This is a genomic window from Citrobacter sp. KTE151 (assembly GCF_000398845.1).
In the GTDB taxonomy this organism is placed as follows: domain Bacteria; phylum Pseudomonadota; class Gammaproteobacteria; order Enterobacterales; family Enterobacteriaceae; genus Citrobacter; species Citrobacter braakii.
Genome location: NZ_KB976059.1, coordinates 158,521 through 183,090, shown reverse-complemented (window position 1 = coordinate 183,090; position 24,570 = coordinate 158,521). Strand labels below are relative to the sequence as shown.

Below are 24,570 nucleotides of genomic sequence, written 5' to 3'. Positions count from 1 at the left end.
CGTTATTCCCCCTGACGCTGGTAGTCGTTACGCTGCGCGTTCGCGCGGCGTTGGTCCATAATATCGCCCTGACTGGTGGACGAGGTATTGCTTGCTCCAGTGCCGGACGTCGTTGCTGGCGGCAGACGCAGCAGGTTTGAACTGCTGTCACTCTTTGCTGCTGGCGCACTACCGCCTTTCAGCATTTGATCCAGCGGCAGAACCATCAGATTGCTGCCCTTATCGTTAACCAGGACTTTGCGGGTATTGCTCAGCACTTTTTCCATGGTTTCGATATACAGACGCTCGCGAGTAATTTGCGGTGCGGCTTTATATTCCGGCAGAATTTTTGCGAAGCGAGCCACTTCACCCTGTGCTTCCAGGATGGTTCGCGTTTTGTAAGCACGCGCTTCTTCCAGAATACGCTGCGCCTGACCGTTAGCACGTGGCTGAACTTCGTTGGTGTACGCTTCTGCTTCACGGATGTACTGCTGCTCGTTTTCACGTGCTGCAATGGCATCGTCAAACGCGGCTTTTACTTCTTCCGGCGGACGTGCTGCCTGGAAGTTGACGTCCAGCAGGGTGATACCCATGTTGTACGGACGGATCGTTTCTTCCAGTTCACGCTGGGTATCGCTACGAATAACGGTACGCCCTTCGGTCAGGATACGGTCCATGGTGTATTTACCGATAACCCCACGCAGGGCGCTGTCGGTTGCCTGACGCAGACTGTCATCCGCGCTGGTTACGCTAAACAGGTAACGCTGCGGATCGGTCACGCGGTACTGCACGTTCATTTCAACGCGTACGACGTTTTCGTCAGAGGTCAGCATCACGCCGGATGCGGCAAGTTCACGCACGGCTTCCACGTTGACCGGGGTCACTTCGTCGACAAAGGTCGGTTTCCAGTTCAGACCCGGTTCAACCAAATGGCTGAATTTACCGAAGCGTGTCACCACGCCGCGTTCCGCTTCTTTAATGGTGTAGAAACCGCTGGCCGCCCAGATAATGACGATAGCTGCCGCTGCGATAGTAAAGACTCGACCACCCAATTGCGGACGCGGGCCTTGCGATGAGCTACCGCCGCCAGAACCAGCACCTTTACCGCCACCCAGACCACCGAGCTTTTTACTCAGTTTGCGGAAGATATCATCCAGATCGGGAGGTCCCTGATCGCGACCACCTTTGTTTCCATTTCCCTCAGGGTTGCCGCCAGGTTTGCTGCTTCCCCACGGGTCGCGGTCTTGTCCGTTATTACCGGGCTGATTCCACGCCATTTTTGTGCTCCATATTTGTTATGCGATGCTATACCTGCGTATTTTGCGCTGCCGATGCGTTGGCTACGCCCCTTAATCTCAGTCACATAGTTAACTATGCCCCTGAAGATTTCAGGACTTGCCACCTTCATGCTGCACAAAACCCACAAGGTATAGAGGCGAAAAAATCTTCAGGCCATATCCGTCAGGTCAGACAATATAGTCTTCCAGTGCCGGTTCTTGTTTACAGAGGCGACGCCAGTCTACGATCGGCATACGAACCTGCAGACCTACGCTGCCGTCCTCCTCCATCCACTCTCTTTCTATTGCCTGAAGTTGGTAAAACCGGCTTCTCAGACGCCCTTCCTGCGGCGGCAAACGCAACGTATGCTGCGCCACCTCACCGGAAAGTCGCTCAGTCAAAGCCTGAAAAAGCTGTGGTATACCTATTCCCGTTTGCGCTGAAACCCAAACGCGAATGGGTTTATTCTCTTCATCTCTGTCGATACGTGGTTCAAAATCATCCAGCATATCGATTTTATTCATCACCAGCAGAGTCGGGATCTCATGCGCATCGATCTCTTCGAGCACCGTGTCGACGGCCTCGATGTTTTCCTGCACACGAAAATCTGCAGCATCAATAACATGCAGCAGCAATGTCGCCTGACGCGTTTCCTGCAGGGTGGCTTTAAACGCCGCCACCAGGTCGTGCGGCAAATGACGGATAAACCCTACGGTATCCGCCAGCACGGTTTCACCGACGTCCGCTACGTCTATACGGCGCAGCGTTGGGTCCAGGGTCGCAAACAGCTGATCCGCTGCGTAAACCCGGGCTTCGGTGATCTGGTTGAACAGGGTGGATTTTCCGGCGTTGGTATATCCCACCAGTGATACGGTTGGGACATCCGCTTTCTTGCGCGACTGTCGCCCCTGCTCACGTTGCTTTTCAACTTTTTCCAGGCGCGACTGTATTTGCAAAATGCGATTACGCAGCAAACGGCGGTCGGTTTCGAGCTGGGTTTCACCCGGACCGCGCAAACCAATCCCGCCCTTTTGCCTTTCAAGGTGGGTCCAGCCACGGACCAGACGAGTAGCCATATGGCGCAACTGCGCCAGCTCAACCTGCAACTTACCCTCATGGGTGCGCGCACGCTGGGCAAAAATATCTAAAATAAGACCTGTCCTGTCGATAACAAGACACTGGCACAACTGTTCCAGGTTACGTTCCTGGGCGGGGCTTAGAGCATGATCAAAAATCACCACCGCAGCGCCAGTCGCTTTTACGGCTTCCGCAATTTCGATTGCCTTACCTTCACCAACAAAATACTTCGGGTGCGGTGCTTTACGGCTCCCGGTAATCACCTGCATTGCTTCGACACCGGCGGAAGAAACCAGAGATTCAAACTCCTGGAGGTCTTCCATATCTTTGTCTTGCGAAAAATAGATGTGTACCAGTACCGCCTGCTCACCGGCATCATAACGGTCAAACAAGCGTCAACCCCTTAATATATATCAACGGGGAACGCAGGATCGCTGGCTCCCCGTGTGTAAAACAGCTAACAACCTTATTCGGTTTCTTCGCTGTCCTGTTGCGCAGATGAACCTTGCGCGTTGCTACCGTGATGGTAGTTGCTGCCAGTGCTGCCGGTGGCATTATTGCTGTGATGAGAAACCGGGCGAGACGGGACAACAGTAGAAATCGCGTGCTTATAAACCATCTGGCTGACCGTGTTTTTCAACAGGATCACGAACTGATCAAAAGACTCGATTTGACCTTGCAGCTTAATACCATTCACCAAATAAATAGAAACTGGAACACGTTCCCGACGCAGTGCGTTCAGGAACGGATCTTGTAAAGATTGCCCCTTAGCCATTCTCTCTTTTCCTTATATGCTTATTTGTACTTTGAACCTTTCGATTCTGAAAAATTGCGCACGATACGTTTCAATTGTACACATTCAGTTCGCGATAGCACCAACAACCTGTAATACTTCGTTTCGCGCCTGGTCAGGCTTTTCACTGTCAAGCCAGTGCACCCCTTCCCAACCACGCAACCAGGTTACCTGTCGCTTCGCCAACTGCCTCGTGGCGCAAACACCTCTATAAACCATTTCATCGTATGAAATTTCGCCTTCAATGTATGACCACATCTGGCGATACCCTACACAACGAATGGAAGGCAAATCCGTATGCAAATCTCCACGGGCAAATAGCGCCCGGACTTCTGCTTCAAAACCTGAAGCCAACATCTGATGAAAACGCTGCTCAATTCGCTGATGGAGCAGTTCACGGCTCGCCGGGGCGATAGCAAACTGATGCACCTGATACGGCAAAGCATCTCCTGACGTTTGCGTCAGCTCCGTTAAAGTTTTACCCGAAATGAAAAAAACTTCCAGTGCCCGGGAAAGTCTTTGCGGATCATTTGGATGAATACGCGCCGCAGCCACCGGATCTATTTCCTGAAGCTGTCGGTGTAACGCGTCCCACCCATGCTCTGCCGCCTGCTGCTCAATTCTGGCCCTGACTTCCGGATCTGCCGACGGTAACGGCGACAGCCCTTCAAGCAAGGCTTTGAAATATAACATTGTGCCGCCCACCAGCAGCGGAATACGCCCCGCGGCGGTGATATCGGCCATCTCGGCTAACGCATCGCGGCGAAAATCCGCAGCAGAGTACGCCTGGGACGGATCGCGGATATCCAGCAACCGGTGCGGCGCGGCCTGTAATTCATCTGCATCAGGCTTGGCTGTACCGATATCCATCCCCTTGTAAATAAGGGCGGAATCAACGCTTATCAACTCTACAGGCAAAACTTTACGCAATTCAATTGCCAGTGCCGTTTTACCGGAGGCCGTCGGCCCCATCAAAAAAATCGCCTTTGGCAGGCTCGCCTTACGGGTATCACTCATGTTTCAGGGCATTCATTACCGAATGTAAATCAACAGGTTGTAACAAACCACCCGGCGGCGCCTTCACGAGTTGTGGACAAAGCCGCTCAACATCCGCTAACAGCGTAATCGCCTGAGCCATGCTCCACTGCGGATGCTCGCTAATCAGATTACGTGCAATCCACTGTGCAATATTGCCCGGTTCGAATTCGGACTGCTGCGCCAGGTAGCCTATCAGTTCAGGAATCAAGATTTGTAAATTTTGTTGGCGTAAGGGTAAAGGCACCGCCCGGATGGTCACATGCTGTGCATCCAGTTGAAATTCAATACCCAACTCAGCCAGTTGGCTCTGCCCTTTTTGCAGCGCCGCTTTTTCATCAGCGTTTACTTTTAGACGTAAAGGGATCAGTAACGGCTGAGCGCAAACGACGCCCTGGTCCGGCGTTAACTGCGCCTGACGTAGCCAACGTTCCGCCACCGGCAATGCCAGCAACCGAATATGACCATCGCATTCGAGTAATGCGCAGTCCGTACCGACAATGGTTAGCACCCGCCCAAAGCCCTGACTGCTGCCGGACAAAGGAGCTGATGGCGTTTCAGAAACCGGCGTTTTACGCGGCGGAACCGGCGTCTGTAGCAGTTGCTGATAAATCTCACCCTGCTGCTTTTGATATCCAGGCTGGGCATGAGGCCAGCTGGCCCCCGTCTGACGGCCACCACTACTGCCAGCGCCAGCAGATGCTGAGTAACGCGGCGTCGCAGGTTCACGCGCCGGGGCCGGTTCGGCAAAATGGTTACGCCCGGCCGCGACGCGGTTTTCCGGGATGTGCCTTGGGGCAGGCTCATCGTCATCAGCCAACGGCAGCGGCGTTTCAAGCTGCTGTTGCAGGACGCTCAACACGCCCTGGTAAATAAAATCATGCACCAGGCGGGACTGATGAAAACGGACCTCATGTTTGGCGGGATGTACGTTAACATCCACCTGATGCGGGTCGATTTCCAGATACAGCACAAAAGCGGGCTGCTGATCGGCTCCCAGTTTATCTTCACAGGCCTGACGAATAGCATGGTTGATCAACCGATCTCGCATCATCCGGCCATTCACATAGCAGTACTGGATTTCCGCCAGCGCCGTCGTCGTGTGGTTAGGATCGGCCACCCAACCGCGCAGCGTTAAATCGCCATGCTGCCATTCAATCGCCAGCGCATGTTCCAGAAACGGCGAGCCGCAAATCGCGCCCAGTCGGCGCTCTTGCTGCCCATCCGCAGCCACTGCCCGGTACTGACGCACCACTTTGCCGTTGTGCGACAAATTAATCGTCACATCAAAACGTGCCAGCGCAATGCGGCGGATTATTTCGTCGATATGATTAAATTCAGTTTTCTCGGTGCGCATAAACTTGCGCCGCGCCGGGGTGTTGTAGAACAGATCTAACACCTCCAGCGTGGTTCCCACCGGATGCGCAGCGGGTTTAACCGTCACATCCATGTCGCGCCCTTCGGCATAGGCTTGCCAGGCTTCAGGTTGTTCTTGCGTACGCGACGTCAGGGTTAAACGAGAAACGGAGCTGATACTGGCCAGCGCTTCGCCGCGAAACCCGAGGCTCACGATGGCTTCGAGATCGTCAAGCGAGGAAATTTTACTGGTGGCATGACGTGCCAGCGCCAGCGCCAGCTCGTCTTTTTTAATCCCGCAGCCGTTGTCACGAATACGGATAAGCTTCGCGCCGCCGCGCTCAATATCAATATCAATGCGAGTCGCACCAGCATCGATACTGTTTTCCACCAGCTCCTTCACCACTGACGCAGGCCGTTCTACCACCTCGCCTGCGGCAATCTGGTTCGCCAGCTGTGGCGGTAGAACCTGAATCGGCATGGCTAATCCTTAATTTGCTAACGTGTTACCAGGCGATACCGCACTGGCGGTTTGCGCCGGTGTGCCTTGAGGCCCGGTTTGCATCGGGTGCGCCTGGAAATAGTTACGCAATCCTTTGTAAATTGCCTCGGCCAGCTGCTGCTGGTAGTCATCACTCGCCAACAGACGCTCTTCGCTGTTGTTACTGATAAAGCCAGTTTCAACCAGCACTGACGGGATATCAGGCGAACGTAATACCCCAAGGCTGGCGTGTTCCGGACGACGCTTATGCATCGAGCCAATACGTTCTAACTGGCCGATCATGCTGGTCGCTACATCATACCCAACGCGTTGCGAATGACCGAACTGCAGATCCAACACGGCCTGGCTGAGATAAGGATCGGACTGGCTGTTTGCCAGCACATCGCCCGCCCCACCCAACAGTTCCGATTGCTTTTCGTGCTGTTCCAGCCAGCCGGCCATTTCACTGTTTGCCCGACGGTTTGACAGTACCCAGACGGAAGCACCAGTGGCATCCCGGTTTGGCGCAGCATCCGCATGAATAGAGACCAGGAAGTTGGCGTTTTGTTTACGCGCAACGTCTGAACGCCCCATCACCGAGATAAAGTAATCGCCATCACGGGTGAGTACGCCTTTAAACATCGGGTCATCATTGAGCAAACTGCGCAGTTTACGCGCCACGGCAATCGTGACGTTTTTCTCACGTGTGCCACCGGGACCAATAGCGCCAGGATCCTGCCCACCGTGTCCGGCATCAATGGCGATAACTACTTTTTCGCCGTTACTGGTACTGGCGCGCGCCGCAGGTCGTGTGGAGGTATTACTGTTGGTTACCATCGTGGTGCGATCGTTTTCCGCTTTAAACGGATTACGCGCAGGCTCGGCAGGGCGCGGGGCGATAACCGGCGCTTCAACACGCTTCGCAACCACTGGAGGTGGTGGAGGCGGCGGAGGCGCATCAGCTTTGATGGTAAACACGACGGTATAATTGCCGCCGTTCTGGCGTTTTACGGCTTCGGCTTTGCCGTTCTCGGTTAAATCCACCACCAGGCGCAGAGACTGCGCATCTTTTGGCGTGCCGGAACGGATAGATTTCACCAGATTATTGCCGCTAAACAGCAGCGGTAACCCCTGAATCACACCGGTTTGTTTAATATCCAACGCGACGGTTCGTTTCCCGTCCTGCGAAACTGCGTATTCAGGATCGCCAATAAAGCTCAGCGTAATCCGCGCTTGTTGATCGCCATTGGACACCTGAAGATCGGAGAGGCTGGCGGCCCCTGCCTGCGCGCACAGCAGGACCAGTGTTGCCATCAGCCAGTTTCTGATGCGATAAATCATCCCGCCACCCTTAAGGTTAATCGGCTAAACGCGCCAGCAATAAATCACCCGATGAGGAGACTGCGCTTATGCGCGCCTCTCGACCTTGCGCCTGATATTCAATGTGTATTTCGACGTCCGGGTCTGGCAGTACACCTTTACCTTGTTGCGGCCATTCCACCAGGCAGATGGCGTCATTGGCAAAATAATCGCGGATCCCCATAAATTCCAGCTCCTCTGGGTCCGCAAGTCGGTACAGATCGAAGTGATATACCATCAAATTATCGAGCGAATAGGGTTCAACCAGCGTATAGGTGGGGCTTTTTACATTTCCTTTGTGACCTAACGCCTGCAGGAATCCCCGGCTGAAAGTGGTTTTACCCGCCCCCAGGTCGCCGTACAAATAAATTACCGTCGCGCCATCACAGGCTTTGGCTACCCGCAGTCCCAGGTCTAAAGTCGCCTGCTCATCAGGTAGTGGAATTACTCGATTCATCATGATAAACGTCAATCACATCAGGGTTAACAATACGCTGTAGCGTGGTAAAGAGATCTGTCGCCAGCATGCCGCGCGTACCAAAACGCGCCGCCAGCACATCCGCCGCCGCACCGTGCGCGACACATCCCGCACATGCCGCATCATACGGGGTAAGCTTCTGTCCGAGCAATGCGCCAATAATACCGGAAAGCACATCACCCATTCCGCCGCTGGCCATTCCGGCATTGCCAGTATCAATAATACCCAATTCGGCCTGTTCGGCAGCAACAACCGTACCCGCGCCTTTCAGCACGACGACGCCTCCGTACCGTTTTACCAGACGTTGTGCACAAAGTAATCGATCGTCTTCAATTTCTGCAATGGAACAGCCCAGAAGTCGCGCGGCTTCACCAGGATGCGGCGTGATCACGCGATTGTGACGTTTATCGGGGTTGATTGCCAGCAGGTTCAGCGCATCCGCATCCCAGAGCATCGGTTTGCGAAAATTCTCTACCTTTTGCAGCGCTTTTTTACCCCATTCCTGCTGACCAAGCCCTGGTCCTATTACCACAACATCCGCCCACGCCAGGCTCTCTTCCAGAGTCTGCGGCGTCAGCGTATCGACCATCAGTTCCGGTCTGGCAGTCAGAATAGGCGCAATATTTTCACTTCGGGTCAGCACTTTGACCAACCCGGCTCCTGCACGCAGCGCCGCTTCACCGGCCATGCGTATTGCGCCAGCCGTGCCGTGGTCACCACCGATGATCACCAGCCGACCGTGAGAGCCTTTGTGCGAGGTGGGTCGACGCGGCGTTAACCAGTGTACAAGCTGTTGAGCATCAAACCGTTGCAGCGGCGCGTTCTGCCCCGCCAGCCAGTCGTCCAGACCGAGTGCGTTAACATGCAGGCGTCCGGTGACATCGCGCGCTTTACCGGTTAGCAGACCAGGCTTTAACGCAATAAAGGTCACGGTGTGCGCAGCGTTGATAACCGCGCCCGGCGCCGCGCCCGTCTGCGCCAGCAAGCCGGATGGAATGTCTATCGCCACGACAGGAGCAGGATGGTGATTGGCACGTTCGATCAATACCGAGAGAGGCTCACGCGGCGCGTGTTTTAAGCCCGTGCCTGACAGCGCATCAATAATGACGTCCACGCGATCTGGCCAATTGATATCCGCAGCATGAATGACGCCACCGGCGTTAAGCCAGGCGTCGCGCGCCTGCTGTGCTTCCTCGGGCAGCGCTTTATCACTCTCCTGCGCCAGCAACGTAATATCAAGCCCCTGAGCTTTGGCAAGCCTTGCCACCACGTAACCATCACCACCGTTGTTGCCATGACCACATAGCACCAGCCAGTGCTGAGCGTTTGGATATGTCTCGCGGGTGACCTGAAACGCCGCCTCTCCCGCCCGTTGCATCAGCTCGTACAACGTCAGTCCTAAACTGTCTGCCGCCTCTCGCTCCATCCGCCTGATGTCATCGGCGTGCCAAATGGAGTGTGGTATACTTGCGGGGTTTTTCTTCATTGTATGGTCCGTCATGTCAGAGCCCCTCGATCTCAATCAGTTAGCGCAAAATATTAAGCAGTGGGGGCTGGAGCTTGGCTTTCAGCAGGTCGGTATTGCCGATACCGACCTCAGCGAAGCGGAGCCCAAACTGCTGGCCTGGCTGGATAAACACTATCACGGCGAGATGGACTGGATGGCCCGCCACGGCATGATGCGCGCCCGACCTCACGAATTATTACCCGGTACGTTACGTGTCATCAGCGTACGTATGAACTATCTTCCTGCCAATGCGGCCTTTGCCAGCACGTTGAAAAATCCCTCTCTGGGTTACGTCAGCCGTTACGCGCTTGGGCGCGACTACCATAAACTGCTGCGTAACCGCTTAAAAAAGCTGGGGGAGAGGATTCAACAGCACTGCGTTTCGCTGAATTTTAGACCTTTTGTCGATTCTGCGCCCATTCTTGAGCGTCCATTAGCGGAAAAAGCCGGGCTTGGCTGGACAGGTAAGCACTCACTTATCCTCAATCGCGAAGCTGGTTCATTTTTCTTCCTCGGGGAATTACTGATCGATTTGCCCCTGCCGGTCGACAACCCAGTAGAAGAAGGATGCGGGAAATGCGTCGCCTGTATGACCATCTGTCCCACCGGGGCCATCGTTGAACCCTACACGGTAGATGCGCGCCGCTGTATCTCTTATCTCACTATCGAACTGGAAGGCCCGATCCCGGAAGAATTTCGTCCCCTGTTGGGGAATCGAATTTACGGCTGCGATGATTGCCAGCTCATTTGCCCGTGGAACCGATACTCGCAGTTGACGACAGAGGATGACTTCAACCCACGCAAACAGCTTCATGCTCCGGAGTTAATAGAGCTGTTTAGCTGGAGCGAAGCGTGGTTTTTAAAAGTCACGGAGGGGTCTGCTATTCGTCGTATTGGTCACCTGCGCTGGCTGCGAAATATCGCCGTTGCGCTGGGTAATGCCCCATGGGATGAAGCCGTTATTCACGCGCTGGAAAGTCGCAGAGGTGAGCACCCACTTCTCGACGAACACATAGAGTGGGCGGTTGCTCAGCAAATCGAGAAGCGAAATGCCTGCGTAGTTGAAGTGCAGTTACCGAAGAAACAACGTTTGGTCAGGGTCATTGAAAAGGGTCTGCCGCGTGACGCTTAAGTCATCCACAGCTTGTGTATAAAAATAAAAACACATTGATATTCAAGAGGGAAAAAATCGTCAAGTGATCGCATTAACAATTTGAAATGATAATTAATTCAATATTTTCAATAACTTAAAATGATACTATTCACCCAACTAAGTTTTTTGCATTCCAGGAATAATACCCGAGCCTGTGGATAAGTCTGTTTACAAGAGTATGTCAATGACGAAACAAAACGTCCCCAACGTATTTATTCGCTGTGGATATTTTTATTGGGGTAAGAATTTGGAGCGGGAAACGAGACTCGAACTCGCGACCCCGACCTTGGCAAGGTCGTGCTCTACCAACTGAGCTATTCCCGCAAATTTGTACTGCTTTTGCTGCTGCCGTAACGTGTAATTCTCTGTCGTTACGGGAGGCGCATTATACGAGAAATCCATTTAGCTGCAACCCCCCTAAAAGCGATTTTTTCGTTTTTCTGTTTAAGTGCTGAATTTATCGGCAAGTCGTTTAATTTAGCGACAATCCCACCTCAGTGCAAGCGCGCAGGAACGATATTCGTAGGCCGGGTAAGCCACAGCGCCGTCCGGCCATCCACAAAATCAAAGCTTAATAAAATGTTCGCGATAGTAAGCAAGCTCAGCAACAGACTCACGAATATCGTCCATCGCCTGATGCGTTCCCTGCTTGGTGAAGCCAGCAAGAATTTCCGGCTTCCAACGACGCGCCAGCTCTTTCAGAGTACTGACGTCAAGATAGCGATAATGGAAATACGCCTCCAGCTCCGGCATGTATTTAAACAGGAAACGACGATCCTGACCGATGCTGTTGCCGCAGATAGGTGATTTCCCTTCTGGAACCCACTCTTTCAAAAAAGCCAACGTAGCCAGTTCAGCTTCACGATCCCCCATGGTGCTCGCCTTCACGCGATCCACTAGCCCACTACCGGTATGCGTACGTACGTTCCAGTCATCCATTAATGCCAGCTGTTCGTCGGACTGGTGCACCGCAATTGTCGGTCCTTCAGCCAGAATATTCAGGTTGGCATCCGTCACCAGCGTGGCTATCTCAATTATGCGATCGCGCTCGGGATCCAGACCTGTCATCTCCAGATCGATCCAAATCAGGTTGTTTTCATTGGCACTCATGCTATTTTCCACCCTTCAGCGTCACATTCAGTGTGACTATATTCATCTAAAATTGCGTGTATCATAAATGTTTTGCCCATTATGGGCGACCAGGAGTCAGTCCGATTGAGTAAGAATAAACTCTCCAAAGGCCAACAGCGCCGTGTGAACGCCAATCACCAGCGTCGTCTGAAAACGTCCACGGAGAAGCCAGACTACGACGACAACCTGTTTGGCGAAACCGCTGAAGGCATCGTTATCAGCCGTTTTGGCATGCATGCCGACGTGGAATCTGCTGACGGTGAGATTCACCGCTGCAACATCCGCCGTACAATTCGCTCGCTGGTGACCGGCGATCGCGTTGTCTGGCGCCCGGGAAAAGCAGCAGCAGAAGGCGTGAATGTCAAAGGCATCGTTGAGGCGGTACACGAGCGTACCTCGGTACTGACACGTCCCGACTTTTACGACGGGGTGAAACCCATTGCCGCCAACATCAACCAGATCGTTATTGTCTCAGCCATCTTACCCGAGCTGTCACTCAATATTATCGACCGGTATCTGGTAGCCTGTGAAACGCTACACGTTGAACCGATTATCGTATTGAATAAGATCGATCTGCTGGATGACGAAGGCATGGCCTTTGTTAACGAACAGATGGATATTTATCGCCACATTGGCTATCGCGTGTTGATGGTATCAAGCCGTACTAAAGACGGCCTGAAACCGCTTGAAGAAGCATTAACCGATCGCATCAGCATTTTTGCCGGTCAGTCGGGCGTTGGTAAATCTAGCCTGCTCAATAATCTTCTCGGTCTGCAGGAAGAGATCCTGACCAACGATGTCTCCGACAACTCTGGCCTTGGACAGCACACCACCACTGCCTCTCGCCTGTATCATTTCCCGCACGGTGGCGACGTTATCGACTCCCCTGGCGTACGTGAGTTCGGGTTGTGGCATCTGGAGCCGGAACAAATCACACATGGTTTTGTCGAATTCCATGACTACCTGGGCCACTGCAAATACCGCGACTGCAAGCATGATACCGATCCAGGCTGCGCTATCCGTGAGGCCGTAGAAAAAGGGGCAATAGCCGAAACTCGGTTTGAAAATTATCACCGCATCCTGGAAAGCATGGCGCAGGTAAAAACACGTAAAAACTTTTCTGATACAGACAACTGACAACTAAGCTAAGCATCGCTAGAATCGTCCCCCTTTTTTCAGGATCCGGCCCGTATGCCGGATCGGGAACAAATTATGGCCTGGAGGCTACCTTGTTAAACTCATTTAAGCTTTCGCTACAATACATTCTGCCGAAACTATGGCTCACTCGCCTGGCGGGTTGGGGTGCGAGCAAACGAGCAGGATGGCTGACTAAACTGGTTATCGATCTGTTCGTGAAATATTACAAGGTCGATATGAAAGAGGCGCAAAAGCCGGATACCGCCAGCTATCGCACCTTTAACGACTTCTTTGTTCGCCCACTGCGCGACGACGTTCGCCCGATTAACACCGATCCAAACGTACTGGTCATGCCTGCTGACGGCGTGATTAACCAGTTAGGAAACATCGAAGAAGACAAACTGCTGCAGGCCAAAGGGCACAGCTATACTCTTGAAGCACTGCTGGCCGGCAACTACCAGATGGCGGACAAATTCCGCAACGGTACGTTTGTGACCACTTACTTATCTCCACGCGATTACCACCGTGTACATATGCCGTGTAACGGTATCCTGCGTGAAATGATGTACGTGCCAGGCGATCTCTTCTCTGTAAATATCCTGACTGCGCAAAACGTTCCAAACCTGTTTGCACGCAACGAACGCGTAATCTGTCTGTTTGATACCGAATTTGGCCCGATGGTGCAGATTCTGGTCGGCGCGACCATCGTCGGCAGTATTGAAACCACATGGGCTGGCACCATTACCCCACCGCGTGAAGGCGTCATCAAACGCTGGACCTGGCCGGAAGGCGAAAGCGAAGGGTCGGTGGCGCTGTTGAAAGGTCAGGAAATGGGCCGCTTTAAGCTCGGTTCCACCGTTATCAACCTGTTCGCGCCTGGTAAAGTTAACCTGGTTGAGCAGTTACAGGACCTTTCAGTGACCAAAATCGGCCAGCCAATGGCCATCTCGACCGAGACATTCGTGACGCCAGAGGCAGAACCTGCCCCGCTTGCGAAAGAAGAGATCGAAGCAGAACACGACGCCAGCCCGCTGGTTGACGACAAAAAAGACGAAAGTTAAACATAGGAATCGCTGCTGTGCGCCTGATTATCACTTTTCTGATGGCCTGGTGCCTCAGCCTGGGGGCGTACGCTGCGACGGCACCCGATGCCAAACAACTCACCCAGGAACTGGAGCAGGCAAAAGCGGCGAAACCTGCTCAGCCAGAAACCGTCGAGGCTCTCCAGTCCGCGCTGAATGCCCTCGAGGAGCGTAAAGGTTCTCTCGAGCGTGCCCAGCAATATCAGCAGGTTATTGATAACTTCCCCAAGCTGTCCGCAACATTACGCGCGCAGCTTAGCAACCTGCGCGACGAACCGCGCAATGTGCCAACCGGACTCACCACCGATGCGTTAAACCAGGAGATCCTCCAGGTCAGCAGCCAACTGTTGGAAAAGAGTCGTCAGGCCCAGCAGGAGCAGGATCGCGCCCGGGAAATCGCCGACTCGTTAAGCCAGCTTCCTCAACAGCAAACCGATGCCCGCCGCCAGCTAAATGAGCTTGAGCGACGTATTGGTACCGCCAACTCTAATCCCGCGCAGAATCAGGCGATGCAGGCTGAATCAGCCAAACTCAAAGCCCTGGTCGATGAACTGGAGCTGGCGCAGCTTTCCGCTAATAACCGCCAGGAGCTGGCGCGTATGCGCTCAGAGCTGGCGGAAAAACAGAGCCAGCAGCTCGATACTTACCTGCAGGCTTTGCGCAACCAGCTCAACAGTCAACGTCAGCGTGAGGCAGAGCGAGCGCTGGAAAGCACCGAACTGTTGGCGGAAAACAGCGCGGGACTGCCGGAAGGTATTGTCGACCAGTTCAAGGTTAACCGCGAACTGTCTCAGGCATTAAACCAGCAGGCGCAACGTATGGACCTGGTCGCCTCGCAACAGCGTCAAGCCGCCAGCCAAACGCTACAGGTGCGCCAGGCATTGAATACGCTGAGAGAGCAGTCTCAGTGGCTTGGGGTCTCAAATATGCTGGGAGAAGCGCTGCGCGCGCAGGTATCCCGTTTACCGGAAATGCCCAAGCCTCAGCAGTTGGATACCGAAATGGCGCAGCTTCGCGTGCACCGTATGCGCTATGAGGATCTCCTCAACAAACAGCCGCAGTTGCGTCAGATTCATCAGGCCGATGGACAACCGCTGACCGCTGAACAGAGCAGCATTCTCAACGCCCAGTTACGCACCCAACGTGAGCTGCTGAACTCTTTGTTACAGGGTGGCGATACGCTGATCCTTGAGCTGACCAAGCTCAAAGTCTCTAACAGCCAACTGGAAGATGCGCTAAAAGAGGTCAACGAAGCAACGCACCGCTATCTTTTCTGGACCTCGGACGTTAGCCCCATCTCCCTCTCCTGGCCTGTCGACATCGTCCAGGATCTGCGGCGTCTGATCTCATTAGATACGTTTAATCAGTTGGGCAAAGCCAGCATCATGATGCTGACCAGCAAAGAAACGCTGCTGCCGCTTTTCGCGGCATTGGTGCTGGTTGGCTTTAGCCTCTCTTCACGCAAACACTTCACCCGTTTTCTGGAGCGTTCATCTGCGCGGGTCGGAAAAGTCACCCAGGATCACTTCTGGCTGACGATACGCACGGTGTTCTGGTCGATACTCGTCGCTTCTCCGTTGCCGGTGCTGTGGGCAACGCTCGGTTACGGATTGCAGGAAGCCTGGCCTTATCCATTAGCTGTCGCTATCGGCGATGGCGTTACCGCCACGGTGCCCATGCTGTGGGCAGTAATGATTTGCGCCACCTTTGCGCGCCCCAACGGTCTGTTCATTGCCCACTTTGGCTGGCCGCGTAACCGCGTCGCGAAAGCCATGCACTATTACCTGATGAGTATCGGGCTGATTGTGCCGCTGATCATGGCGGTGATTATGTTTGATAATCTCAATGACCGGGAATTCTCCGCCTCACTGGGGCGTCTGTGCTTTATTCTGATTTGCGGTGCGCTGGCGGTCGTAACCCTGAGCCTGAAACGCGCCGGGATACCGCTGTACCTCGATAAAGAAGGCAACAGCGATAACATGGTCAACAGCATGCTGTGGAATATGCTGATGGGCGCACCGCTGATTGCCATTCTCGCTGCGGCAGTGGGCTATCTCGCCACGTCGCAAGCTTTATTGGCGCGTCTGGAAACGTCCGTAGCTATCTGGTTCTTGTTACTGGTGGTGTATCACGTTATCCGCCGCTGGATGCTGATCCAGCGCCGCCGGCTGGCGTTTGACCGCGCCAAGCATCGACGTGCCGAAATGCTGGCGCAGCGCGCACGGGGTGAAGAAGAACCAGCGCATTCCACCAGCCTTGAAGGCACGATTGATGTTGATGAAAGCGAAGTGGATCTGGATGCTATCAGCGCGCAATCACTGCGCCTGGTGCGCTCTATCCTGATGCTTATCGCCCTGCTCTCGGTCATTGTGCTGTGGTCAGAAATTCATTCCGCTTTCGGCTTCCTGGAAAATATCTCGTTGTGGGATGTCACCTCCACGGTGCAGGGTGTGGAAAGTTTAGAGCCGATAACGCTGGGTGCAGTGCTTATCGCAATCCTGGTGTTTATCATCACTACCCAGTTAGTGCGCAACCTGCCCGCGCTGCTGGAGCTGGCGCTGCTGCAACATCTCGATTTAACCCCCGGCACCGGTTACGCCATCACCACCATCACCAAGTACCTGCTGATGCTGATTGGCGGTCTGGTTGGCTTCTCAATGATCGGTATTGAGTGGTCCAAACTGCAATGGCTGGTAGCGGCTCTCGGTGTCGGTCTGGGCTTTGGTTTGCAGGAGATCTTCGCCAACTTTATTTCGGGCCTGATTATCTTGTTTGAAAAACCAATCCGCATTGGCGACACGGTGACGATTCGCGATCTTACCGGTAGCGTGACGAAAATTAATACCCGCGCCACGACCATCAGCGACTGGGACCGCAAAGAGATCATCGTGCCCAACAAAGCCTTTATCACCGAGCAGTTTATCAACTGGTCGTTATCGGATTCGGTCACCCGTGTGGTATTAACCATCCCGGCACCGTCGGAGGCTAACAGCGAGGAGGTTACGCAGATCCTCCTTACTGCCGCACAACGCTGCTCGCTGGTTATCGATAACCCGGCGCCAGAAGTCTTCCTGGTTGACCTGCAGCAAGGGATTCAAATCTTCGAACTGCGTATTTATGCCGCTGAGATGGGGCATCGTATGCCGCTGCGCCACGAAATCCACCAGCTGATTCTGGCAGGCTTCCGCGAGCACGGTATCGATATGCCGTTCCCACCGTTCCAGATGCGTCTGGAGAGCCTCGGCGGTAAGCAAACGGGAAGAACCTTAAGTTCTGCGGGCAGAAGCAGTCGCCCGGCGGGGAGTTTGTAAACAAAAATGATGCCGGATGGCAGCTTCGCCGAATCCGGCCTACGAAGAATCATTTTTGTAGGCCGGATTCAGCAGGAAGTTTACTCCACCGCCCACTCAGGCTCGTTGGCCGTGCGGCGGCTGTAGTTCTGATAAATCGCCATTGCCAACAGCGAGAAGAAGATCGGGCCTCCGGTCATCCACAATGCGCTGTTCCAGTCCCCAGCTTCAATCACCGGCTGGATGATGGTGAACACATTGGCAAACGTCACCACCAGCACAACCACCGATGTGGCCAGCAACGTCGCCGCTCGGGTTTTAAAGACAACAAACGGTCTTTCCAGGCCCGTACGGGCTTTAAAGAACGGAAACGCCAGCGCGAGGAACAGATACGGCAGCGTCATCGAGACGTTCGCCATCAGCGTCAGTTTGTTATAGAACGCTGAAGCCGTATCGCCGCCAAACGAAACCAGCAGGATAAACAGGCTCACCAGCAGGCACTGCAACCACATTGCCGTCGTCGGCATCCCCACGGCATTCAGTTTGGTCATCGGCGCTGGCCACAGCGCCTTCGGCGTTCCCTGAATAATCGCTTTCAGTGGCGAATAGCTGAGCGTGAAAAAAGCGCCGGTATAAGCGAGAAACATAGAAAGCCCGGTGATACGCGCGAACCACACCCCCGTCGTCATCGCGGTTTCAGGAGAAACATGCAGCGCGTTACCTAACGTCATCCCGAGGCTTTTCATCAGGATATACGTTATATTGCCGAGGTTGACCGAGCTATTGCTTAATACTTGCTGCCAGTTGGTGCTAACGCCCCATAAAAATATGGCCAGTGAATAACCGACAGAAATGACAATCGCGGCAAAGACAATGCCTTTCGCAAAGTTCTTTTCTGGCTTTTCTGTTTTATCAACTAATCCACCCACGGCTTCTATTCCGCCGTATGCAAAAATGGCAAACACAACAAATGACAACATGGCCAGACCGGACTGATATCCAGGATTAGGTGAGGAGATGAAATTAATATCCTGCGCAAAGTGACCGCCAGTTAATAACAAAATAGCGACACTCACTAACAACAGAACTAAATTAAGACACATTACGGCAATTCCGCCTACAGCCGTAATACGAGCAATCTTATTAATACCCCGGGAGGCAACGCAGGTTACCAGAATCATCCAACCAACGGCGAGCAACCCGACGACCTGCGTAGGCTCAAGCCCCGCAAAACGCCAGTGCTGCGTCATGTCTGCGCCAAATAAGAAGGTTGAAAAAGGTACCCAGACTTTCGCTGCGGTGCTTACCATCCATATCACATAGGAAGAAAACCACATAAACGTGCCGATAAACGCATAGCGTGGCCCAACGCTATTATTCATCCACGAATAGATTCCGCCCTCTTCTTTCCGATAGGCAGCCCCCATTTCCGCCATCATTAAAGCAAATGGGATAAAGAATAATAATGCAGAAAATATATACCACGGAATCGCGCTATACCCCATTAAATAGAATGCGGAGGGGCTATTCGCAAAACCGAAAACAGACGTAAATATCATGAGGATGAGACCTATAAGGCTCATCTTTTTTATTGTTTGGGTCATTAAACCATCCCTTACTCTGGCAAGCGTTTAACAAACGCCACTCACCGGTTGGCACTGCCCTCTTTTCAGAGTTCAGCGATAGAAAAATCAACACAGAATTGATACCTGAACGATATCAAATATCCAGGAGTAAATTGTGGCTATTAGAGGGTAAATGAAAAAATATGCTACAAAGTGGCTATTTCACCGCCACTTTGTATTGAAGGAGAGTGCGTTACGCGCGATCGACGGTAAATGCGATAACCTCGGCCAGGCTCTCTGCGCCCAACGCCAGCATCACCAGACGGTCAACGCCCAGCGCCACGCCAGAGCAATCCGGCATACCCACTTTTAACGCTTCAAGCAGGTTGGTGTCGATAGGCTGCTGCGGCAAGCCACGTGCGGCACGTTTGCGGTTATCCTGTTCAAACCGCTGCTGCTGTTCGCGCGCGTCGGTCAATTCATGGAAACCATTCGCCAGCTCAATACCTTTGTAGTAAACCTCGAAACGTTCAGCCACGCGGTGATCTTCGGTACTGATTTGCGCCAGTGATGCCTGGCTGGCCGGGAAATGATACACAAACGTCGGTTTGTCTTTGCCAATATGCGGCTCAACGCCCATCGTAAACAGCAACTGCAGTAAGGTGTCCCGGTCTTCTTCGGTATCGGCGATATTACTGAGATCCAATTTCGCCGCCACTTCCCGCAGTTGGGTCTTATCTGCAGACAGCGGGTCTATCTCCAGATGGCGCTGGAAGGCTTGCTGGTAAGAGAGACTTTCCGCAGGTGAGCAGTCCAGCACCTGCTGGAGCAAATCATCCACTTCATTCATCAGGCGATACATATCGTAGTGCGGACGATACCACTCGAGCATGGTGAATTCAGGGTTATGATGACGCCCCATCTCTTCATTACGGAAGCTGCGGCACAGTTGATACACCGGGCCGCATCCTGCCACCAGCAGGCGCTTCATATGGTATTCCGGGCTGGTCATTAAATAGAGATTCATTCCCTGGGAGTGTCCAGGGCCGACGAAACGCGTTTCGAACGGGAACAGATGGATGTCCGTTACCGTTGCCTGACTCATACAAGGGGTCTCAACCTCAAGCACGCCACGATCGGCAAAAAAGCGGCGAATCTCCGCTATAATTGCTGCACGTTTTAACAGATTGGGGATGGACGCGCTCGGCTGCCAGGTTGCCGTTTCGCTCATGGTTGTTTCTCCGATTTAAGACAAGGGCACGAAGTCTACTCGTATCGCGTTAACGAGACAAATTTCGCGCGCCAATAATCCACACTGGCAATTTGATAAAAAAAGCGACATGGGGTGGTTTAGTAATTAAATTAATCAAATTCAATGATAATTCCCCCCTTTGACACGCTAAAAAAATCGAACACGTCAAATTTCCCGCACATCCCTGAGACTATACTATTGTACCTATAAAGGAGCAGTGGAAACGCGTTCATAACCTGTTTGAAGCCGATGAAGCATCTGATTTCAGGCAGGAATGAAATAACAACAATCTGGAGGAATGTCGTGCAAACCTTTCAAGCCGATCTTGCCATTATAGGCGCCGGTGGCGCGGGATTACGTGCTGCAATTGCTGCCGCACAAGCAAATCCCAACGCTAAAATCGCACTGATCTCAAAAGTGTACCCAATGCGCAGCCATACCGTTGCTGCCGAAGGCGGCTCTGCTGCTGTCGCGCAGGATCATGACAGCTTTGACTACCATTTTCACGATACGGTAGCAGGCGGAGACTGGCTGTGTGAGCAGGATGTCGTGGATTACTTTGTCCACCACTGCCCAACTGAAATGACGCAACTGGAACAATGGGGCTGCCCATGGAGCCGCCGTGAAGACGGTAGCGTCAACGTACGTCGCTTCGGCGGTATGAAAATCGAGCGTACCTGGTTTGCCGCGGATAAAACCGGCTTCCACATGTTGCATACGCTGTTCCAAACATCTTTGCAGTTCCCGCAGATTCAGCGCTTTGACGAACACTTCGTTCTGGATATCCTGGTTGATGATGGCCATGCTCGCGGCCTGGTTGCCATGAACATGATGGAAGGCACGCTGATGCAGATCCGTGCTAATGCTGTTGTGATGGCAACGGGCGGCGCAGGTCGTGTTTACCGTTACAACACCAACGGCGGCATCGTAACTGGCGACGGTATGGGCATGGCGCTGAGCCACGGCGTTCCGCTGCGTGATATGGAATTCGTTCAGTATCATCCGACGGGTCTGCCAGGCTCTGGTATCCTGATGACCGAAGGCTGCCGTGGTGAAGGCGGTATCCTGGTCAACAAAAACGGCTACCGTTATCTGCAAGACTACGGCATGGGTCCGGAAACCCCGCTGGGCGAACCGAAAAACAAATACATGGAACTCGGTCCGCGCGACAAAGTTTCTCAGGCTTTCTGGCACGAATGGCGTAAAGGCAACACCATTTCCACCCCGCGTGGCGATGTAGTTCACCTCGACCTGCGTCACCTCGGCGAGAAAAAACTGCTCGAACGTTTACCGTTCATCTGCGAACTGGCGAAAGCCTACGTGGGTGTCGATCCGGTTAAAGAGCCGATCCCGGTACGTCCTACCGCGCACTACACCATGGGCGGTATCGAAACCGATCAGCACTGTGAAACCCGCATTAAAGGTCTGTTCGCTGTGGGCGAATGTTCCTCTGTTGGTCTGCATGGCGCTAACCGTCTGGGTTCTAACTCCCTGGCGGAACTGGTGGTCTTCGGTCGTATGGCCGGTGAACAGGCTGCAGAACGTGCTGCAACGGCTGGCGCTGCAAACAGTGCCGCGCTCGATGCGCAGGTTGCTGGCGTTGAAAAACGTCTGAAAGATCTGGTTAACCAGGAAGGTAACGAAAACTGGTCTAAGATCCGTGACGAAATGGGCCTGTCCATGGAAGAAGGTTGCGGTATCTACCGTACACCGGAACTCATGCAGAAAACCGTTGATAAACTGGCGGAGCTGCAGGAACGCTTCAAGCGCGTACGTATCACTGATACCTCCAGCGTCTTCAACACCGACCTGCTGTACACCATCGAACTGGGTCACGGTCTGAACGTTGCTGAATGTATGGCGCACTCTGCTCTGGCGCGTAAAGAATCCCGCGGCGCGCACCAGCGTCTGGATGAAGGCTGCACCGAGCGTGACGATGTGAACTTCCTCAAACACACCCTCGCCTTCCGCGATGCTGACGGCACGACTCGCCTGGAATACAGCGACGTGAAAATCACCACTCTGCCACCGGCTAAACGTGTTTACGGTGGCGAAGCGGAAGCAGCCGATAAGAAGGAGAAGGCGAATGGCTGAGATGAAAAACCTGAAAGTTGAGGTGGTGCGCTATAACCCGGAAACCGATACCGCGCCGCACAGTGCTTTCTACGAAGTTCCTTATGATGAAACCACGTCACTGCTGGATGCGCTGGGCTACATCAAGGATAACCTGGCACCGGACCTGAGCTACCGCTGGTCCTGCCGTATGGCGATCTGCGGCTCCTGCGGCATGATGGTCAACAATGTACCTAAACTGGCGTGCAAAACCTTCCTGCGTGATTACACCAACGGCATGAAGGTTGAAGCGCTAGGCAACTTCCCGATTGAGCGCGATCTGGTCGTCGACATGACGCACTTTATCGAAAGCCTGGAAGCGATCAAACCGTACATCATCGGTAATCCGCGTACACCGGATCAGGGTCCAAACACCCAGACTCCGGCGCAGATGGCGAAGTATCATCAGTTCTCCGGTTGCATCAACTGTGGTCTGTGCTACGCCGCGTGCCCGCAGTTCGGCCTGAACCCAGAGTTCATTGGACCGGCTGCGATTACGCTGGCGCATCGTTATAACGAAGATAGCCGCGACCACGGTAAGAAGGAGCGTATGGCTCAGTTGAACAGCCCGAACGGCGTCTGGTCCTGTACTTTTGTGGGCTACTGCTCCGAAGTCTGCCCGAAACACGTCGATCCGGCTGCGGCCATTCAGCAGGGTAAAGTTGAAAGTTCAAAAGACTTTCTTATCGCTACCCTGAAACCACGCTAAGGAGTGCACGATGACGACTAAACGCAAACCCTATGTGCGACCAATGACGTCCACCTGGTGGAAAAAGCTGCCATTTTATCGTTTTTACATGCTGCGCGAAGGCACGGCGGTTCCGGCAGTCTGGTTCAGCATTGAACTGATTATCGGCCTGTTTGCACTCAAGCATGGTGCAGAGTCCTGGATGGGCTTTGTCGCCTTTTTGCAAAACCCGGTGGTGGTGATCCTGAATATTATCGCCCTGGCAGCAGCGCTGCTGCATACCAAAACCTGGTTTGAGCTGGCGCCAAAAGCTGCCAACATCATTGTAAAAGACGAAAAAATGGGGCCAGAGCCGATCATCAAAGGTCTCTGGGCAGTTACTGTGGTTGCGACAGTAGTAATACTGTTTGTTGCCCTGTTCTGGTAAGGAGTCCGGAATGATTAATCCAAATCCAAAACGCTCTGACGAACCCGTATTCTGGGGCCTGTTTGGTGCAGGCGGTATGTGGAGCGCAATCATTGCGCCGGTGATGATCCTGCTGGTCGGCATTATGCTGCCGCTGGGCTTTGTTCCTGATGCTTTCAGCTATGAACGCGTACTGGCATTCGCTCAGAGCTTCATCGGACGTGCGTTTCTGTTCCTGATGATCGTTCTGCCGCTGTGGTGTGGTTTACACCGTATGCACCACGCGATGCATGACCTGAAAATCCACGTGCCTGCGGGCAAATGGGTATTCTACGGACTGGCAGCTATCCTGACCGTTGTAACGGCTATTGGGATCCTGACCATCTAATCGCATGCGTTAATTATCAGGCCCGCCAATGGCGGGCCTTTTTATTAGTGCAGCATCCCGGTCAACCAGCGGGAAAACTCACGCATCGCGGACGTCTCCGGACGAGATTGTAAACGCGTTATCCAGTAACTCCCCAGATCAATCTGCGTTAGAAAAGGCTGCACGATACGTTCACTACTGAGCAAATGCGTGAACATTCTTACCGGTGCAATTGCCACACCAATCCCCGCCTGCGCGGCTTCCAGCATTGAGACGGACGAGTCAAACACCACCACGTTGTGCGTCGGTGACGGAGGCGCTTCTCCGGCGGCCTGCATCCAAAGCGTCCATTCATCACGCCGATACGATCGTAATAACGGAAATTTCAGGATGTCCACAGGTGCTTTAATCTGCGAGGCCAATGTCGGTGAACACAGCGGAGACATCAGCGCGCTACACAAATATTGCGCATCGGTATCGTGCCAGGCTCCTCCTCCGTAGCGAATAGTATAATCCAGCCCTTCGGCGGCGGGATCCACACGGTTATTGTGGGTGGAAATATGCAAATCAATATGCGGACAGTGGCGCTTAAAGTCGCTCAACAGAGGGAAAAGACAGCCGACCGCAAAGGTCCCCACCACGCCAATTTTTAGTTTTTCCTGAGTCTGTTTAGTGGCAAAACGATCCAGCATCCCCGCCATACGATCGAAAGAGTCATTAAGTACAGGTAACAGACTTTCCCCTTCAGTCGTCAACATTAACCCTCGAGAACCACGCACAAAAAGCTGACAATTCAGCTGTTGCTCCAGCGCTTTCACATGCTGGCTTATTGCAGAATGCGTCACGTTGAGTTCAATCGCAGCGCGGGTAAAGCTGAGATGTCTGGCCGCTGCTTCAAAAGCCCGCAGCGAGTTAAGGGGGATATAGCTACGCGTCATTATCTGGCCTGTTAGAAAAACTTATATCTGCTGCTAAATTTAACCGTTTGTCAACACGGTGCAAATCAAACACACTGATAACGTCTGACGGGCCCGGACACCCTTT

The 24,570-nt window shown here is 53.3% G+C and carries 20 protein-coding genes and 1 tRNA gene; 8 read left to right on the top strand and 13 right to left on the bottom strand.

The features are described 5' to 3' along the window. Positions 1-2 precede the first annotated feature (2 nt). The 8 genes from hflK to nnr all read right to left on the bottom strand — a co-directional run bounded on the left by hflK (position 3) and on the right by nnr (position 9,337). Positions 3-1,256 carry an FtsH protease activity modulator HflK gene (gene hflK / locus WC7_RS23330; protein ID WP_016151416.1) on the bottom strand — a complete coding sequence of 418 codons (1,254 nt, stop codon included), beginning with the start codon at positions 1,254-1,256 and terminating at the stop codon, positions 3-5. A gap of 189 nt (positions 1,257-1,445) precedes the next feature. Next, positions 1,446-2,726 carry a ribosome rescue GTPase HflX gene (hflX, locus tag WC7_RS23335; protein ID WP_016151415.1) on the bottom strand — a complete coding sequence of 427 codons (1,281 nt, stop codon included), beginning with the start codon at positions 2,724-2,726 and terminating at the stop codon, positions 1,446-1,448. Between the two features lie 74 nt (positions 2,727-2,800). Continuing rightward, complete coding sequence (hfq, locus tag WC7_RS23340) at positions 2,801-3,109, bottom strand: RNA chaperone Hfq (RefSeq protein WP_016151414.1); 309 nt, start codon at positions 3,107-3,109, stop codon at positions 2,801-2,803. Between the two features lie 84 nt (positions 3,110-3,193). Then, entirely contained in the window at positions 3,194-4,144 is a 951-nt protein-coding gene (miaA, locus tag WC7_RS23345) for a tRNA (adenosine(37)-N6)-dimethylallyltransferase MiaA (protein WP_016151413.1), read from the bottom strand. After that, a complete protein-coding gene (gene mutL, locus WC7_RS23350) occupies positions 4,137-5,999 on the bottom strand; it encodes a DNA mismatch repair endonuclease MutL (protein WP_016151412.1) in 1,863 nt (620 codons plus the stop codon). Before mutL ends, miaA begins: the two co-directional genes overlap by 8 nt. Positions 6,000-6,008: 9 nt before the next feature. Further along, positions 6,009-7,340, bottom strand: coding sequence for an N-acetylmuramoyl-L-alanine amidase AmiB (amiB, locus tag WC7_RS23355; RefSeq protein ID WP_016151411.1), 1,332 nt, complete (start codon positions 7,338-7,340; stop codon positions 6,009-6,011). Positions 7,341-7,356: 16 nt separating this feature from the next. Next, positions 7,357-7,818 (bottom strand): tRNA (adenosine(37)-N6)-threonylcarbamoyltransferase complex ATPase subunit type 1 TsaE, encoded by a 462-nt coding sequence (tsaE, locus tag WC7_RS23360; RefSeq protein ID WP_016151410.1) that lies wholly within the window; start codon positions 7,816-7,818, stop codon positions 7,357-7,359. Then, entirely contained in the window at positions 7,790-9,337 is a 1,548-nt protein-coding gene (nnr, locus tag WC7_RS23365) for a bifunctional ADP-dependent NAD(P)H-hydrate dehydratase/NAD(P)H-hydrate epimerase (RefSeq protein WP_071601741.1), read from the bottom strand. The genes tsaE and nnr overlap by 29 nt, the downstream gene beginning before the upstream one ends. Between nnr and queG the strand changes: the two genes are divergently transcribed. After that, positions 9,336-10,475 carry a tRNA epoxyqueuosine(34) reductase QueG gene (gene queG, locus WC7_RS23370; protein ID WP_016151408.1) on the top strand — a complete coding sequence of 380 codons (1,140 nt, stop codon included), beginning with the start codon at positions 9,336-9,338 and terminating at the stop codon, positions 10,473-10,475. The genes nnr and queG overlap by 2 nt on opposite strands. A gap of 269 nt (positions 10,476-10,744) precedes the next feature. Here the strand turns inward: queG and WC7_RS23375 are convergent. After that, a tRNA-Gly gene (locus WC7_RS23375) sits at positions 10,745-10,820 on the bottom strand. A gap of 240 nt (positions 10,821-11,060) precedes the next feature. Then, complete coding sequence (gene orn / locus WC7_RS23380; RefSeq protein WP_016151407.1) at positions 11,061-11,606, bottom strand: oligoribonuclease; 546 nt, start codon at positions 11,604-11,606, stop codon at positions 11,061-11,063. A 105-nt stretch (positions 11,607-11,711) separates the two neighbouring features. Here orn and rsgA point away from each other — a divergent pair, with 105 nt between their 5' ends. The 3 genes from rsgA to mscM all read left to right on the top strand — a co-directional run bounded on the left by rsgA (position 11,712) and on the right by mscM (position 17,157). Next, positions 11,712-12,764 (top strand): small ribosomal subunit biogenesis GTPase RsgA, encoded by a 1,053-nt coding sequence (gene rsgA / locus WC7_RS23385; protein ID WP_019078196.1) that lies wholly within the window; start codon positions 11,712-11,714, stop codon positions 12,762-12,764. Positions 12,765-12,856: 92 nt separating this feature from the next. After that, positions 12,857-13,825: an archaetidylserine decarboxylase gene (asd, locus tag WC7_RS23390; RefSeq protein WP_016151405.1), complete on the top strand. Its 969-nt coding sequence runs from the start codon at positions 12,857-12,859 to the stop codon at positions 13,823-13,825. Positions 13,826-13,842: 17 nt separating this feature from the next. Further along, entirely contained in the window at positions 13,843-17,157 is a 3,315-nt protein-coding gene (gene mscM / locus WC7_RS23395; RefSeq protein ID WP_016151404.1) for a miniconductance mechanosensitive channel MscM, read from the top strand. Between the two features lie 80 nt (positions 17,158-17,237). Here the strand turns inward: mscM and yjeM are convergent, their stop codons facing one another. After that, complete coding sequence (gene yjeM, locus WC7_RS23400) at positions 17,238-18,740, bottom strand: glutamate/gamma-aminobutyrate family transporter YjeM (protein WP_016151403.1); 1,503 nt, start codon at positions 18,738-18,740, stop codon at positions 17,238-17,240. Between the two features lie 214 nt (positions 18,741-18,954). After that, the gene (gene epmA / locus WC7_RS23405) at positions 18,955-19,932 is read right to left on the bottom strand and encodes an elongation factor P--(R)-beta-lysine ligase (protein WP_003830517.1); all 978 of its coding nucleotides are present in this window, start codon (positions 19,930-19,932) and stop codon (positions 18,955-18,957) included. 324 nt (positions 19,933-20,256) lie between these two features. On the opposite strand from epmA, the gene frdA reads away from it, so the two are divergent. Genes frdA through frdD form a run of 4 tightly spaced genes read left to right on the top strand, consistent with a single transcriptional unit; the run spans position 20,257 to position 23,547 of the window. Further along, positions 20,257-22,047, top strand: a complete 1,791-nt coding sequence (gene frdA, locus WC7_RS23410) for a fumarate reductase (quinol) flavoprotein subunit (RefSeq protein WP_016151402.1) — start codon at positions 20,257-20,259, stop codon at positions 22,045-22,047. Next, positions 22,040-22,774 (top strand): fumarate reductase iron-sulfur protein, encoded by a 735-nt coding sequence (gene frdB, locus WC7_RS23415; protein ID WP_006686291.1) that lies wholly within the window; start codon positions 22,040-22,042, stop codon positions 22,772-22,774. The genes frdA and frdB overlap by 8 nt, the downstream gene beginning before the upstream one ends. 10 nt (positions 22,775-22,784) lie before the next feature. Beyond that, on the top strand, positions 22,785-23,180 hold the full coding sequence (gene frdC, locus WC7_RS23420; protein ID WP_016151401.1) for a fumarate reductase subunit FrdC: 396 nt from the start codon (positions 22,785-22,787) through the stop codon (positions 23,178-23,180). 10 nt (positions 23,181-23,190) lie between these two features. After that, a complete protein-coding gene (gene frdD, locus WC7_RS23425; RefSeq protein WP_003025535.1) occupies positions 23,191-23,547 on the top strand; it encodes a fumarate reductase subunit FrdD in 357 nt (118 codons plus the stop codon). A 44-nt stretch (positions 23,548-23,591) separates the two neighbouring features. Here the strand turns inward: frdD and ampR are convergent, their stop codons facing one another. Beyond that, on the bottom strand, positions 23,592-24,464 hold the full coding sequence (gene ampR / locus WC7_RS23430; protein WP_016151400.1) for a LysR family transcriptional regulator AmpR: 873 nt from the start codon (positions 24,462-24,464) through the stop codon (positions 23,592-23,594). Between the last annotated feature and the right edge of the window lie 106 nt (positions 24,465-24,570).